12 protein-coding genes are annotated in these 13832 nt (G+C 57.9%); 7 read left to right on the plus strand and 5 right to left on the minus strand.

All coding sequences use genetic code 11. From position 1 onward, the window contains the following. Positions 1-6: 6 nt before the first annotated feature. From NIT7645_RS14635 to NIT7645_RS14650, 4 genes are all read right to left on the minus strand, one after another. Entirely contained in the window at positions 7-822 is an 816-nt protein-coding gene (locus NIT7645_RS14635) for an ABC transporter permease (protein ID WP_008561086.1), read from the minus strand. Further along, complete coding sequence (locus NIT7645_RS14640; protein WP_050687446.1) at positions 819-1700, minus strand: ABC transporter permease subunit; 882 nt, start codon at positions 1698-1700, stop codon at positions 819-821. Before NIT7645_RS14640 ends, NIT7645_RS14635 begins: the two co-directional genes overlap by 4 nt. Beyond that, on the minus strand, positions 1700-2827 hold the full coding sequence (locus NIT7645_RS14645) for an ABC transporter ATP-binding protein (RefSeq protein WP_050687385.1): 1128 nt from the start codon (positions 2825-2827) through the stop codon (positions 1700-1702). Before NIT7645_RS14645 ends, NIT7645_RS14640 begins: the two co-directional genes overlap by 1 nt. A 129-nt stretch (positions 2828-2956) precedes the next feature. Continuing rightward, a complete protein-coding gene (locus NIT7645_RS14650; protein WP_008561410.1) occupies positions 2957-4042 on the minus strand; it encodes a polyamine ABC transporter substrate-binding protein in 1086 nt (361 codons plus the stop codon). A 141-nt stretch (positions 4043-4183) separates the two neighbouring features. Between NIT7645_RS14650 and NIT7645_RS14655 the strand changes: the two genes are divergently transcribed. The 6 genes from NIT7645_RS14655 (at position 4184) to NIT7645_RS14680 (ending at position 11893) form a co-directional block, all read left to right on the plus strand. Continuing rightward, on the plus strand, positions 4184-4870 hold the full coding sequence (locus tag NIT7645_RS14655) for a GntR family transcriptional regulator (protein ID WP_008560898.1): 687 nt from the start codon (positions 4184-4186) through the stop codon (positions 4868-4870). A 63-nt stretch (positions 4871-4933) separates the two neighbouring features. Then, positions 4934-6328 carry an aspartate aminotransferase family protein gene (locus NIT7645_RS14660; RefSeq protein WP_008563194.1) on the plus strand — a complete coding sequence of 465 codons (1395 nt, stop codon included), beginning with the start codon at positions 4934-4936 and terminating at the stop codon, positions 6326-6328. A gap of 347 nt (positions 6329-6675) precedes the next feature. Next, entirely contained in the window at positions 6676-7776 is a 1101-nt protein-coding gene (locus NIT7645_RS14665) for an ABC transporter ATP-binding protein (RefSeq protein WP_037302628.1), read from the plus strand. 101 nt (positions 7777-7877) lie between these two features. Next, positions 7878-8984: an extracellular solute-binding protein gene (locus tag NIT7645_RS14670; protein WP_008562528.1), complete on the plus strand. Its 1107-nt coding sequence runs from the start codon at positions 7878-7880 to the stop codon at positions 8982-8984. A gap of 102 nt (positions 8985-9086) precedes the next feature. Then, positions 9087-10712: an ABC transporter permease gene (locus NIT7645_RS14675; RefSeq protein ID WP_050687387.1), complete on the plus strand. Its 1626-nt coding sequence runs from the start codon at positions 9087-9089 to the stop codon at positions 10710-10712. Positions 10713-10717: 5 nt separating this feature from the next. Then, positions 10718-11893: an ABC transporter permease gene (locus NIT7645_RS14680; protein WP_008561900.1), complete on the plus strand. Its 1176-nt coding sequence runs from the start codon at positions 10718-10720 to the stop codon at positions 11891-11893. 66 nt (positions 11894-11959) lie between these two features. Here NIT7645_RS14680 and NIT7645_RS14685 read toward each other — a convergent pair whose 3' ends face one another. Next, positions 11960-13135 (minus strand): acetyl-CoA C-acyltransferase family protein, encoded by a 1176-nt coding sequence (locus tag NIT7645_RS14685; protein ID WP_050687389.1) that lies wholly within the window; start codon positions 13133-13135, stop codon positions 11960-11962. A 128-nt stretch (positions 13136-13263) separates the two neighbouring features. Between NIT7645_RS14685 and NIT7645_RS14690 the strand changes: the two genes are divergently transcribed. After that, entirely contained in the window at positions 13264-13830 is a 567-nt protein-coding gene (locus tag NIT7645_RS14690; protein WP_050687391.1) for a helix-turn-helix domain-containing protein, read from the plus strand. Positions 13831-13832 lie beyond the last annotated feature (2 nt).

The raw sequence follows: 13832 nt of genomic DNA on the forward strand, positions 1-13832 counted from the left end.
ACTGTGCTACGAACGTTCAGCGTTCTGTTCATCCCGGCGTTGACGCACCATTTGGCGCTTTGTCACCAAGGAGGCTGTCACGACCCCAACAGTCACGATCCCGATCATAATTGTCGAAAGTGCGTTGATCTCGGGGCTGACGCCCAGACGTACTGCCGAAAAGATCTTGATTGGGAGAGTGGTCGCCGATGGGCCGGCGGTAAACGATGCAATCACGAGATCGTCCAAGGACAGGGTAAAGGCCAAAAGCCAGCCCGATATTACTGCCGGGGCAATGATTGGGAGGGTCACAAGGCGAAACGCTTCTGCCTGCGAACAGCCAAGATCAAGCGCGGCCTCCTCCAGGGAGCGGTCAAATGTAATCAGCCGGGAGGAAACAACCACGGAGACATAACACATCGCAAATGTGGTATGCGCTAGCACAATGGTCATCACGCCCCGATCCAGCCCGATGCCGATGAACAACAAGAGCAGCGACAGGCCGGTGATCACCTCGGGCATCACCAGCGGTGCGTAGATCATGCCGGAAAACAGGGTGCGGCCCAGGAAACGACCGCCGCGTACCAGAACATAGGCCGCCATGGTGCCAAGGACGGTGGCGAGGGTCGAGGACAGCACCGCAACCTTCAGTGTGACCCATGCAGCCTGCAAAAAGGACTCGTTCTGAAGCAGCTCGCCATACCATTTGGCAGAGAAGCCACCCCATACCGTGACCAACTTGCTTTCGTTGAAGCTGAAGATGATCAGGATCACCATCGGGATATAGAGGAACGCAAAGCCCAGCGTCAGTGATACGGTGTTGAACCAGCTCAATCTGTTCATTGTTCCGCCTCCTGCTGCTTTTGCTGGTTCCGCTGGAACAGAACGATGGGGACGATCAACAGCAGCAGCAGGACCACCGCCACCGCAGAGGCCACCGGCCAGTCACGGTTGGAGAAGAACTCTTCCCACAGCACTTTGCCGATCATCAGTGTGTCAGAGCCGCCAAGCAGTGAAGGAATGACAAATTCACCCAATGTCGGAATGAAGACGAGGAAACACCCTGCGATGATCCCGGCGCGCGACAGCGGGATGGTTACCAGCCAAAAGGCTTGTAGCCGCGAACATCCCAGATCTTCTGCCGCTTCGATCAGCGAGCCATCCAACCGTTCCAGCGCGGAATAGATCGGCAGGATCATAAATGGAAAATAGGTGTAGACGATGCCGATATAGACTGCCGTATTCGTATTCAGAATGGTCAGTGGGCTGTCGATCAGGCCGGTCCAGATCAGGAACTGGTTCAGCAGCCCCTCGTTCGACAGGATACCCATCCAGGCGTAGACGCGGATCAGGAAGGATGTCCAAAACGGCAGGATGACCAGCATCATTAGCGTTGGGCGCCATTCCTCAGGCGCACGCGCCATGCCGTAGGCCATCGGATAGCCAACCAAGAGCGTCAGGAACGTGGAAATGAAGGCGATCCGCAACGAGCTGAGATAGGCTTTCCAGTATAGATCATCCTCTGTCAGCCAGACGAAGTTCTCAAAGTCGAGCTCTGCCAGAAATGCGCCGATCCCTTCGACCCAGTCAAACTGAGGGAAGTAGGGAGGACGGGCAATCGCCGCGTCGGACAGCGCGATTTTGAACACGATGGCAAATGGCACCAAAAACAGCGCCAGCAGCCAAAGATAGGGAATTGCGATAAGGACGAAGCGGCGCATCATTCAGCCAGCAGAACACCGGCGGTGGCTGTCCAGGACAGCCAGACCGGGTCTTCCCAGGTAAAGGCGCGGCGGGCGATACGACGGGTGTTTGCGGTCTGCGCTTTGATCACCGCACCGGTAGGCAACTCTACGTGATAGGTAGAGATGTTGCCCAGATACGCGATGTCCAGAACGCGCCCCTGCACCGCATTGTCGGCATCTGCGGGTTTGTCTGCGCTGATGGTGACTTTCTCCGGGCGGATTGCCAGATGACAGGTCTGTCCGTCAGAAAAGCTGTTCTGGCTTTTAACATTCAGCGGCTCGGCGCCCTCTTTCCAGGTGATGTCGTATTGATCGGGGCCGGTCGGTTTTGCCGTACCTTCTATGATGTTCACGTCACCGATGAAATCCGCCACATATACAGAGTTCGGGTTTTCATAGATCCGATCCGGGGTCGCGACCTGGACCAGTTTGCCGTTGTCCATCACCGCAACACGCGAGGCGACGGTCATCGCCTCTTCCTGGTCGTGGGTTACGATCACAAAGGTCGTTCCGGTCTTTTCTTGGATGTCCATCAGCTCAAACTGGGTATCCTGACGCAGCTTCTTGTCGAGCGCGCCAAGGGGTTCATCCAGGAGCAGGAGTTTTGGTGCTTTTGCCAGTGATCTGGCAAGTGCGACACGCTGGCGTTGCCCACCTGAAATCTGGTGCGGTTTGCGGCGGGCGAATTTCTCAAGCCGTGTCAGGCGCAGCATTTCCTGCACCCGTTCTTCGATGTCATGTTTGGGTTTGTTTTCCCGCTTGAGACCAAAGGCAATATTGTCCCAGATGCTAAGGTGGGGAAACAGCGCGTAGGACTGAAACATCATGTTGACCAGCCGCTTGTTCGGCGGGACGGGAGCGATGTCCTGACCTGAGAGATAGATCTTTCCGTCGGTTGGGGTTTCGAACCCCGCCAACATCCGCATCATGGTGGTTTTGCCACAGCCAGACGGGCCCAGAAGCGCAAAGAACTCCCGTTCGTAAATGCCGAGAGTGAGATCATCAATCGCGGTGAACTCACCAAAGCGCTTGGTCACATTCTGGAATTGGATCAGAGGCTTGGCCTCTGGATCGTTCCAGGGTTCGAATACGGGAATGGTCAAGATTGGCCCCCACGTCTGGTCTTGTGGTTGGGAGGAAACGGGCACAGTGCACCAGCCGGGTGCCGCGCTCCCGCAAAGCGAAGGATGGGGCAGTCCGCAAGACCGCCCCAAACTATCTGCTGATCCGGATCAGGTGCCGGATTTCACCTTGGTCCACATCCGGGTTGCCTTGCGCTGTACCTTCGGCGGGTAGGCTTCCTTGATATAGAGGTTCTGCAGGGTCTCTTCGTTCGGGTAGATCGCCGGATCGCCGATCACATCCTCTTCGAGGAACTCCTGGCTCGCCTTGTTTCCGTTGGCGTAATAGACGTAGTTCGATGCCGCCGCCATGTTCTGCGCTTCCATGATGAAGTTCAGGAACTTATGAGCCGCTTCAGGGTTCGGGGCGTCCACAGGGATCGCCATCTGGTCAAACCACATCAACGCGCCTTCTTTTGGGGCGTTGTAGACGATTTCAACGCCATTGTCGGCTTCGGCGGCGCGGTCACGGGCCTGCAGGATGTCGCCGGACCAGCCAAAGGCCACACAGATGTCGCCGTTTGCCAATGCGTTGATGTATTCGGACGAGTGGAATTTCTTCACATGCGGGCGCACGGCAGTCAGCACCGGCTCGGCCTTTGCCACCACGTCTGCGTCCATGCTGTTGGGGTCTTCGCCGATGTATTTCAGCGCCGCCGGAATCATCTCATCTGGGGCGTCCAGGAAATAGACGCCACATTCTGCCAACTTGGCCATGTTGTCCGGGTTGAACACCAGATCAAGAGAGTCGATCGGGGCGTCGTCCCCCAACACTTCCTTGACCTTGGCGAGGTTGGCGCCGATGCCCGTGGTGCCCCACATGTAGTTGATGGAATAGACGTTGTCCGGGTCATAGCGGGCGGTGCGGTCTTCGATCACCTCCCACATGTTGGCTGCGTTGCTCAGCTTGGATTTGTCCAGCGGTTGGAATGCGCCTGCCTGGATCTGGCGGGCCAGGAAGGACCCGGTCGGTACAACGACGTCATAGCCGGAGCCACCAGCCAGCATTTTCGTTTCCAGCAATTCGTTGCTGTCGAACACGTCATAGATCAGGTCGATGCCGGTTTCTTCTTCGAACTTGGTCAGCAGGTCTTCGTCGATGTAGTCGGACCAGTTGTAAACGCGGACCTCTTCTGCGACGGCGGCCGCACTGCTGAGCGCCACGATGGCGGTCAATGTCATCGTCTTCAGTGTCATAAATGTCTCCCTGTGCGTGCCGGTTTCCGTGCCCGGCTGGTAAGGATTTGATCAAGTTTTGCCTCATTCGGCAATACTGTTTATGTTTTCACCTAGGGAAACTTGGTGCAAGCTGCCCAAAATTTAGGAGGATTTCCGAAGGTGAACCCGACCCAGACAGACGCATCCAGCGACGCTCAGCCCGGTGCGAAATTGCCGGCGCATGAAACCGTCTACCAGACCTTGCGCGGCCAAATCCTATTTGGCGAACTGGCGCCGGGTCAGGCCGTTACGATCCAGGGGCTGGTGGAGTCGCTGGGCGCGGGCATGACACCTGTCCGCGAGGCAATCCGCAGATTGATCTCTGATGGGGCATTGGTGTTCCAGGGAAATCGTCGCGTTTCGGTTCCGCTGTTGCGGGACAGCGATCTGGATGAGCTGATTTATGCAAGAAAAACAATCGAATGTCAGCTTGCCCGCCTTGCAACAAACAAGGTGAGCGCTGAAGATATCGCTGAGTTGGAAGCCATTGATGCCGCGCTGGACAAGGCGATCTCTTCCGGTGACGTGGCAGGCTATCTGGTGCAGAACTATCGTTTCCACACCCGCCTCTATTCCCATGCTGATGCCCCTATCCTCAGCGACCTTGCTGATCGGCTATGGTTGCGGTTCGGTCCCTCCTTGCGCGTGGTGTGCGGACGCCTTGGCACACAGAGCTTCCCTGACCGCCACAAGGACATCATCGAAGCGCTGACTCGCAAGGATGCGGAATTGGCGGCGCTGGCGATGGAGCGAGACGTGGCGCAGGGCATGGAACAGGTCAGTCAGGGGTTGGATCAGGGAAGCTGATTCGATTGACATGGTGAAATTTGATCATATTCTGGGCGCAATCTGTTTCTCAGGAGTCGTCACATGACTGCGATCACCAATCACCTGCCCACGGCAGAGCTTCAGGCCCTCGACGCGGCCCACCACATGCATCCGTTCACTGCCAATGGTGAACTGGCTGAAAAGGGCGCGCGCGTCATCACACGTGCCAGCGGCGTCACCCTTACTGACAGCGAGGGCCATGAAATTCTGGATGCGATGGCGGGCCTATGGTGCGTCAACATCGGCTATGGTCGTGATGAGCTGGCAGATGTCGCCGCGCGCCAGATGCGGGAGCTGCCTTATTACAATACGTTCTTCCAGACGACCCACGCACCAGCCATCGCCTTGGCGGCAAAGATTGCCGAACTGGCGCCCGAAGGGTTGAACCATGTTTTCTTTGCGGGCTCCGGTTCGGAAGCGAATGATACCAACATTCGAATGGTTCGGCATTACTGGGCCTTGAAGGACAAGCCATCCAAATCGATTATCATCAGCCGCAAGAACGCCTATCACGGCTCCTCCGTCGGCAGCGGCAGCCTTGGTGGTATGAGTGCGATGCACGAACAGGGCGGAATGCCGATCCCGGATATCCACCACATCAATCAGCCAAACTGGTGGGCTGAAGCCGGTGATATGAGCCCGGAAGATTTTGGTTTGGCGCGTGCACAGGAGCTGGAACAGGCAATTCTGGAGCTGGGCGAAGACCGTGTCGCGGCCTTTATCGCAGAGCCGGTCCAGGGGGCAGGGGGCGTTATTGTGCCGCCGACGACCTACTGGCCTGAGATCCAGCGTATCTGCGACAAGTATGAGATCCTCCTGATCGCGGACGAAGTGATCTGTGGGTTTGGCCGGACCGGCAACTGGTTCGGCAGCCAGACCATGGGGATCCGGCCGGATATCATGACCATCGCCAAGGGTCTGTCGTCGGGCTATGCCCCGATCGGCGGTTCTATTGTCAGCGACGAAGTTGCTGCGGTGATCGGCTCGGGTGAGTTCAACCACGGCTATACCTACTCCGGTCATCCGGTGGCCTCTGCCGTGGCGCTGGAAAACCTGCGTATTCTGGAAGAAGAGAATATCGTCGGTCACGTCCGTGATGTCGCCGCGCCCTATCTCAAGGAAAAATGGGAAGCGCTGACAGATCACCCCCTGGTTGGTGAAGCCAAGATTGTTGGAATGATGGGATCGATTGCCCTGACCCCCAACAAAGCCGCACGCGCGGCCTTTGCATCTGATGCGGGTACGGTCGGCTATATCTGCCGTGAGCGGTGCTTTGCGAACAACCTTGTCATGCGCCACGTCGGTGATCGGATGATCATCTCTCCTCCGCTGGTCATCACGCCTGACGAGATCGACACTCTTATTGAGCGGGCCCGCAAGTCGCTTGATGAGTGTTATGAGATCCTCAAGGAAAAAGACATGCTGCAAAGCGCCTGATTCTCAGGATGCCAGTTTCCGTAAAACGCCAGCCTATCGGGCTGGCGTTTCTCGTTCGGCGGGGCGGTGGGATGTGGCGCCCCAGGAATGCAGCTGCAGCGTTTCCGATAACATTCGGCTGATTTCTTAAATGGTCATTTTAGATAAAAAATTGATCTGAAAAGTAGCGCAATTTAAGTCGCTTTCTTTCGACCTCATGTCGCAATTTGGCCCGTTGGCGGGTTTTTCGGCCCTAAGGTAAATCCAACAAGGATCTGGACGATCCGGTTGCACATCACTTGTCGGGTGTGCTTACATCAAATCAGAAGTGCAGAGCTAATCTGCCGAAGCAAACCAGGGAGCCTCCATTGGCTGATGCGTCAAATACGAACGCGTTCGTTGAGTTCGAACGCGTGCAGAAGAGCTACGATGGCGAGAATCTCGTTGTCAAAGATCTCAACCTCACCATGCCGAAAGGCGAATTTCTGACAATGTTGGGCCCGTCCGGTTCGGGCAAAACAACCTGCCTCATGATGCTGGCCGGTTTTGAGACAGCCACCCACGGTGACATCCGGCTTGATGGCGTCTCGATCAACAACATCCCTCCTCACAAGCGCGGCATCGGGATGGTTTTCCAGAATTACGCGCTGTTCCCCCACATGACCATTGCAGAGAACCTCAGCTTCCCGCTGGAAGTTCGCAACATGGGCAAATCCGAACGCGAGCAAAAAGTGAAGCGCGCGTTGGATATGGTAGAGATGGGTGCATTCGGTGGCCGTCGCCCTGCGCAATTGTCTGGTGGTCAGCAACAGCGTGTCGCCTTGGCGCGTGCTCTCGTGTTTGAACCGGAACTGGTTCTCATGGATGAACCTCTTGGCGCGCTGGACAAGCAGCTGCGTGAAAAGATGCAGTTTGAAATCACCCGCCTTGCGCACGATCTGGGGATCACCACGGTTTACGTGACCCACGACCAGACCGAAGCCCTGACGATGTCCGACCGTGTCGCGGTATTTGATGACGGCCGCATCCAACAGCTGGCGCCGCCAGATCAGCTCTATGAAGAGCCCGCAAACAGCTTTGTTGCGCAGTTCATCGGCGAGAACAACACGCTGGAAGGCACTGTCAAAGAGATCAACAATGGCATCGCATTGGTTCAGCTGGATGATGGCGAGCTGATCGACTGCAAGCCGATCAACGTTTCTAAACCCGGTGAGCGTACCCGCGTTTCGATCCGTCCAGAGCGTGTTGAATATAACAAAGAACGCATGCAGGAAGGCGCACATACGCTGAAAGCGGAAGTGCTGGAGTTCATCTACATGGGTGACATCTTCCGCACCCGTCTGCGCGTGGCCGGCAATGATGAGTTCATCATCAAGACCCGGAACGCACCAGACCAGACCCGTCTGACACCCGGTCAGCAGATCGAGATCGGCTGGTTGCCTGAAGATTGCCGCGCGCTTGACGCCTGAGGCCTGCTCGGCTGACGCAACGCGCGACGAAACCCCCGGCGCAGAATGACCGGGGGACTACGATCCGAAGAATTACAAATTCAACAAGGAGTAGAGTGTCTATGAAACTCACCAAACTGACTGCTCTGGCAGCCACCACGGCTCTGTGTGCGCCGATGGCAATGGCCGCCGACATGGCAAACGAAATGACTATTGTTTCCTGGGGCGGTGCCTATCAGGAAAGCCAGCTCAAGGCCTATGTTGAGCCCTATCTGGAAATGCACCCCGATCTGAAAGTGATCTGGGACGAGAGCTCGGCTGAAGCGACCGCAAAAATGCGCGCGATGACCGAAGCAGGCAACGTAACCTGGGATCTGGTGGATGCCGTTGCGTCTGACGCAATGCGTATGTGCGATGAAGGTCTGATCGCTGAAATCGACCACGACGAAGTTCTGGCAGCTGCGCCTGATGGCACGTCGGCAAGCGACGACTTCGGCGACCTGCTGGTCAGCGACTGCTTCGTGCCGCAGATCGTTTACTCGACCACCTTTGGTTACCGCATGGATCTGGTTGGCGACACCCCGCCGTCCACAATCTGTGACGTGTTTGACACCGCGAAATATCCGGGCAAGCGCGCGCTGCAGAAGCGTCCGATCGACAACATGGAATGGGCTCTGTACTGCGACGGCGTCGCCAAGGACGAAATCTATGACGTTCTGGGCACCGACGAGGGCGTAGAGCGCGCACTGGCAAAGCTGGACACCATCAAGGATCAGGTTGTCTGGTGGACTGCTGGCGCAGAAACCCCGCAGCTGCTGGCTGACGGCGAAGTTGTGATGGGTTCGACCTTCAACGGTCGTCTGTTCTCTGCAATCGCAGAGCAGAACCAGCCGATCGACATGCTGTGGGACATGCAGTCCTTTGACCTGGACGGTTGGGTTGTTCCGGCTGACCTGCCTGAAGACCGCAAAGCGCGCGTCATGGACTTCCTGAAGTTCGCGACCGACACTCAGCGTCTGGCAGATCAGGCAAAGTTCATCTCCTACGGTCCGGCCCGTGCCTCTTCTGCGCCGCTGGTTGGCAAGCACGCCATCCTGGGCATCGACATGGCACCGCATATGCCGACCGACCCGGCCAACTCTGGCAACGTTCACGTCTATGACTACGAGTGGTGGGCGGACAACCGTGATGATCTGGATGCAAAATTCCAGGCATGGCTGGCCAAGTAATCCGTCCCTGATCTGACGGAACGATAAATGGGAGGGGGCCGACGGCCTGCGCCACGGCCCTCTCTCCACCAACAAAAAAGTATTCCGACGGGGGCTCCTACAATGAGCGATACCACCCACACCGGACCGGTCCTGGCCGCCGATGGCACACCGCTCAAGCGGAGCCTGGCCCGAGCTCTCCGGATGCAGAAGATCCGCGCCCTCATGCTGATTGCGCCACTTCTGCTCTTTGTTCTCCTGACATTCATTCTCCCGATTGCTGATATGCTGTTCCGCTCGGTCGAGAATAAGATTGTCTCCGATACACTGCCAGAAACCGTGGTTGCGGTGCAGGATTGGGATGCCGACAGCGGCGTTACCCCTCCCGCGCCTGTGTTCGAGGCGCTTGCCTATGACCTCGTCGTGGCGGCCGAACGCAAGGAACACACACGTGTCGGTTCACGCCTGAACTACGAGAACCCGGGCATTTCGTCCTTGTTCCGCAAGGCCGGCCGCCGCGCCGACGACATCGGCAAGGTCTACATCAAACAGTTCGAAAAGCTGGATCCGGCCTGGAAAGAGCCCGCGACCTTTGTGTCGATCTTTGCTGATCCTGCGTGGGTGTCCTCTCGCAGCGATGATGCAGAGCCGCTTTTCGAGGTATCCGAAACCGCAGCGGCGGCGCTGCCCAAAGCAAGCACCGCCTACACCCGCTGGGCACGGACCATTCAGCAAGAAGACAATGACAGCCCGACCAAGGAAGATCCCTGGGCGCCTGTCTATCTGGCGCTTCACAACGATCTTGCGGCCAACCCTCAGGCTCCTTCGGCCTTTGGTGGTGATGCCCAAGCCGCACTGCAGGCTGTGTCTACCGCGATTGCAGCGGGCGAGGTCGAAACGACCACGGCCTACGATGCCTTTGTCAAGATCGACGAGGATTGGGCCGATCCGGAAGTCTGGCGCACGCTCAAGACCTACTCGGGCGCTTACACGAACGGCTACTTCCTGAATGCGGCCGACTTCCAAAAAGGCGCTGATGGTGCTGAGCTGCGTCCGGAATCCGAACGGATCTATGGCACCCTGTTCCTGCGGACGCTGCTCATGTCGCTGGCCATCACGGTGAGCTGCATTGTGCTCGGCTATCCGGTGGCGTGGATTTTGGCGAACCTGCCGTCACGTACCGCCAACCTCTTGATGATCCTGGTTCTGCTGCCGTTCTGGACGTCGCTTTTGGTGCGGACATCCGCATGGAAAGTCATGCTGCAGCAACAGGGCGTTATCAATGACACGCTGGTCTGGCTGGGTTTGGTTGCCGATGATGCGCGCCTTGTGATGATCAACAACCAGTTCGGCACCATCGTGGCGATGACCCACATTCTGCTGCCGTTCATGATCCTGCCGATGTATTCGGTGATGCAAACCATCAACCCATCCTATCTGCGTGCTGCCAAATCCCTTGGCGCCACCAACTGGACAGCCTTCTGGCGGGTTTACTTCCCGCAGTCGGTTCCGGGAATTGGTGCGGGTTCGATCCTCGTGTTCATCCTGGCGATTGGCTACTACATCACGCCGGAACTGGTGGGCGGCACCAAAGGTGTCTTCATCTCCAACCGGATCGCGTTCCACATCTCGCAATCGCTCAACTGGGGTCTCGCTGCGGCACTTGGCAGTATCCTGCTGGTCGTCGTTCTCGCGCTCTACTGGGCCTATGACAAGATTGTCGGCATCGACAACGTGAAACTGGGATAAGACACATGGCTTTGACACCTGTTGAAAACCAAACCCCCGGTTTCGTGGCGCTTGTCACAGCCGCTGCCGGGGCCTTTTTCGGACTTTTCGTCGGTACGGCGCAGGGTTCGGGACTTCTGGGCATCGTGATTGGTGCCGTGCTCGTCGGCGGTCTGGGGTTTGCCCTCGCCGGGATGCGGGATCAGGAGCGGATGCTCCGCTGGGTTCTGACGGCAGCCTTTGCAGTTGCAGGCTTTGTGCTGGGCGGGCTGCCGGCCGCAATCATCGGGCTTTTGTTCGGTGCTTTTGTTGGCTGGTTCATCTTCTGGCTCTCGACATCGCGCTACCGCATGCACCTGGCGCCGTACCTCACACCGGGTCAGGTGCTGTGGCACTATGCGTTCCGTGTGATCTGTGGCGCGGTGTTCGTTTTCCTGATTACGCCGATCCTCGTGGTGATGCCGCTGTCCTTCAACGCGCAGGACTTCTTTACCTTCACTCCGGAGATGTTGCGGTTTGATCCCGAAGGCTACTCGCTGAAGCATTATCGCGACTTCTTCACCAACGACGACTGGCAGCAGGCGATGTGGAACTCCATCAAGATCGCGCCAATGGCGACGCTCTTGTCGGTGGGCTTTGGTACGTTGGCCGCGATCGGTCTCAGCCAGCCGCATGTTCCGTTTCGCCGGGCGATCATGGCGATCCTGATTTCGCCGATGATCGTGCCGCTGATTATCTCAGCCGCTGGCATGTACTTCTTCTACAGCCGTATTGGTCTGCAGGGGACATACATTGGCGTGGTTCTGGCGCATGCAGCCCTTGGTATCCCGTTCGTGATCATCACCGTGACAGCCACGCTGGTTGGTTTCGACCGGTCCCTGACACGAGCTGCTGCAAACATGGGAGCCGGTCCTGTGACCACGTTCTTCCGTGTGCAGATGCCGCTGATCCTACCTGGGGTCATCTCTGGTGGTTTGTTTGCTTTCATCACCTCCTTTGACGAGGTTGTGGTTGTGCTCTTCGTCGGTTCGGCCGGTCAAAAGACGCTGCCCTGGCAGATGTTTACTGGCCTGCGCGAACAAATTTCGCCCACCATTCTGGCGGTCGCGACCATTCTTGTGGTGGTCTCCATCGGTCTGCTGACAGTGGTGGAAATGCTGCGCCGCAGATCAGAGCGTCTGCGCGGAATGAGCCCCAGCTAACCAGCGGATCACTCACAAAAAAGGCCCCGGTGAAAACCGGGGCCTTTTGCGTTGCAAAGGGTGGGATCAGAGACGTTCGATGGCGAGGGCAATGCCCTGACCGCCACCAATGCACATGGTGATCAGCCCTTTGGAACCGCCAATTCGCTCCAGCTCATACAGGGCCTTGAGCGTGATGATCGCACCGGTCGCACCGACAGGATGGCCAAGGGCGATCGCCCCGCCGTTCGGGTTCACCTTTGCAGGATCCAGCCCCAGTTCTTTGTTCACCGCAAGCGCCTGCGCCGCGAAGGCCTCGTTGGATTCGATCACATCGAAATCGGATACTGACAGGCCGGTTTTCTGCAGCAGGTTCTGGACCGCTGGCACCGGACCAATGCCCATCACCTCGGGGCGCACGCCGGCATGGGCATAACCGAGAACCCGTGCCTTGGGCTTTAGTCCGGCCTTTTCTGCAGCATTCGCTGTCGCGAGCACCAAAGCGGCAGCGCCATCATTGATGCCGCTGGCGTTGCCGGCTGTAACGCTTCCATCCTTTTGGAACACAGGTTTCAGCCCGCTGAGGGTGTCCAATGTGCTGGCCTTGGGATGTTCATCGACTTCAAACGGCACCATGTCGCGCTTTACCTTCACCTCGACCGGGGTGATCTGGCTGGCGAAATATCCGGCCTCGATCGCCGCGGCTGCGCGGGTCTGGCTGGCCAGTGCGAATTCATCCATCTGCGCGCGGGTGATGTCATGCTCATCCGCGACGTTTTCCGCCGTGACACCCATGTGCCCGGTTCCAAATGGGCAGTTCAGCGCACCCAGCATCATGTCGAGGGCCCGCGCATCGCCCATTTTCTGACCCCAGCGTGCGCTCGGCACGATAAAGGGGCTGCGCGACATGTTCTCGGCGCCACCCGTCAGGGCAAATTCCGCATCGCCCAACATCAGCGACTGGATGCCCGAGACAATCGCCTGTGCCCCGGACCCGCACAGCCGATTCACGTTCATCGCTGGCGTGCCATTGGGGATGCCGGCCTGCATGGCCGCCACACGGCTCAGATACATGTCGCGGGGTTCCGTGTTGATCACATGGCCAAAGACCACATTGCCGATCTGGTCAGGCTCGACGCCAGACCGCTCCATTGCGGCCTTGGATGCCACGGTTGCCAAGTCAATTGGGGTGGTGCCTGCCAGCGATCCACCAAAGGTGCCGATGGCGGTTCGGGCGCCATCCAGGATCACGATATCGGTCATGGTCTCTCTCCTCATAGGTTTGGCGCAGATTATGCAGATGCAGCATCGCCTGTCCTGCGGAACGTACCGTCAAAACAAAACCTCTCCCTTGTTTGACAAACTGTCCGCAAAGGCGCAGTGATTCCGCCATGACGGAAAATGTAGACGATATCCTGACCCTGTTGCCTGCCCGCCTCAAAGAGGCGCGCCGGGCTCAAGGTCTCAGCCTTGAGGCTGTGGCGAACCTCTCCGGCGTGAGCCGGTCCATGGTCAGCCAGATTGAGCGCGGGGAAAGCTCGCCCACGATTGCAACGCTTTGGAACCTCACCCGAGCCCTGCAGGTTGATTTTGCGGGTTTGCTGGACAGCAACGAGGCCCAGGACCGGATCGAAGTGCTGCGCGACAGCGATGTGCCCTCCATCGAAAACATGGGGGAGGGCTGTCTGATCCGAATCCTGTCGCCGCCAGAAGACGCCGGTGGGCATGAGGTCTATGACATTCGCCTAAAGGAGGGCGGTGCGTTGAACAGCCAGCCGCATGGGCGCGGGACGGTGGAGCATCTGACCATTCTGGAGGGCTGCGTTTCCCTTTCGTCAGGCGGCGCAAGGGAGCAACTGCAGGCAGGGGATACCGCCCGCTATGCGGCTGATGTGCCGCACGCCATTGAGGCAAAGAGCGGTCCTGCACGGGTGTTTCTGATCGTCAAGAATGCCTGAAG

It is taken from the genome of Phaeobacter italicus (assembly GCF_001258055.1).
Taxonomy (GTDB): domain Bacteria; phylum Pseudomonadota; class Alphaproteobacteria; order Rhodobacterales; family Rhodobacteraceae; genus Phaeobacter; species Phaeobacter italicus.

What these genes read in the sequence shown, in the direction of transcription:
- NIT7645_RS14635 (WP_008561086.1), bottom strand. Translation starts at nt 822, where the DNA reads ATGAACAGATTGAGCTGGTTCAACACCGTATCACTGACGCTGGGCTTT.
- NIT7645_RS14640 (WP_050687446.1), bottom strand. Translation starts at nt 1,700, where the DNA reads ATGCGCCGCTTCGTCCTTATCGCAATTCCCTATCTTTGGCTGCTGGCG.
- NIT7645_RS14650 (WP_008561410.1), bottom strand. Translation starts at nt 4,042, where the DNA reads ATGACACTGAAGACGATGACATTGACCGCCATCGTGGCGCTCAGCAGT.
- NIT7645_RS14660 (WP_008563194.1), top strand. Translation starts at nt 4,934, where the DNA reads ATGACTGCGATCACCAATCACCTGCCCACGGCAGAGCTTCAGGCCCTC.
- NIT7645_RS14670 (WP_008562528.1), top strand. Translation starts at nt 7,878, where the DNA reads ATGAAACTCACCAAACTGACTGCTCTGGCAGCCACCACGGCTCTGTGT.
- NIT7645_RS14675 (WP_050687387.1), top strand. Translation starts at nt 9,087, where the DNA reads ATGAGCGATACCACCCACACCGGACCGGTCCTGGCCGCCGATGGCACA.
- NIT7645_RS14680 (WP_008561900.1), top strand. Translation starts at nt 10,718, where the DNA reads ATGGCTTTGACACCTGTTGAAAACCAAACCCCCGGTTTCGTGGCGCTT.
- NIT7645_RS14685 (WP_050687389.1), bottom strand. Translation starts at nt 13,135, where the DNA reads ATGACCGATATCGTGATCCTGGATGGCGCCCGAACCGCCATCGGCACC.
- NIT7645_RS14690 (WP_050687391.1), top strand. Translation starts at nt 13,264, where the DNA reads ATGACGGAAAATGTAGACGATATCCTGACCCTGTTGCCTGCCCGCCTC.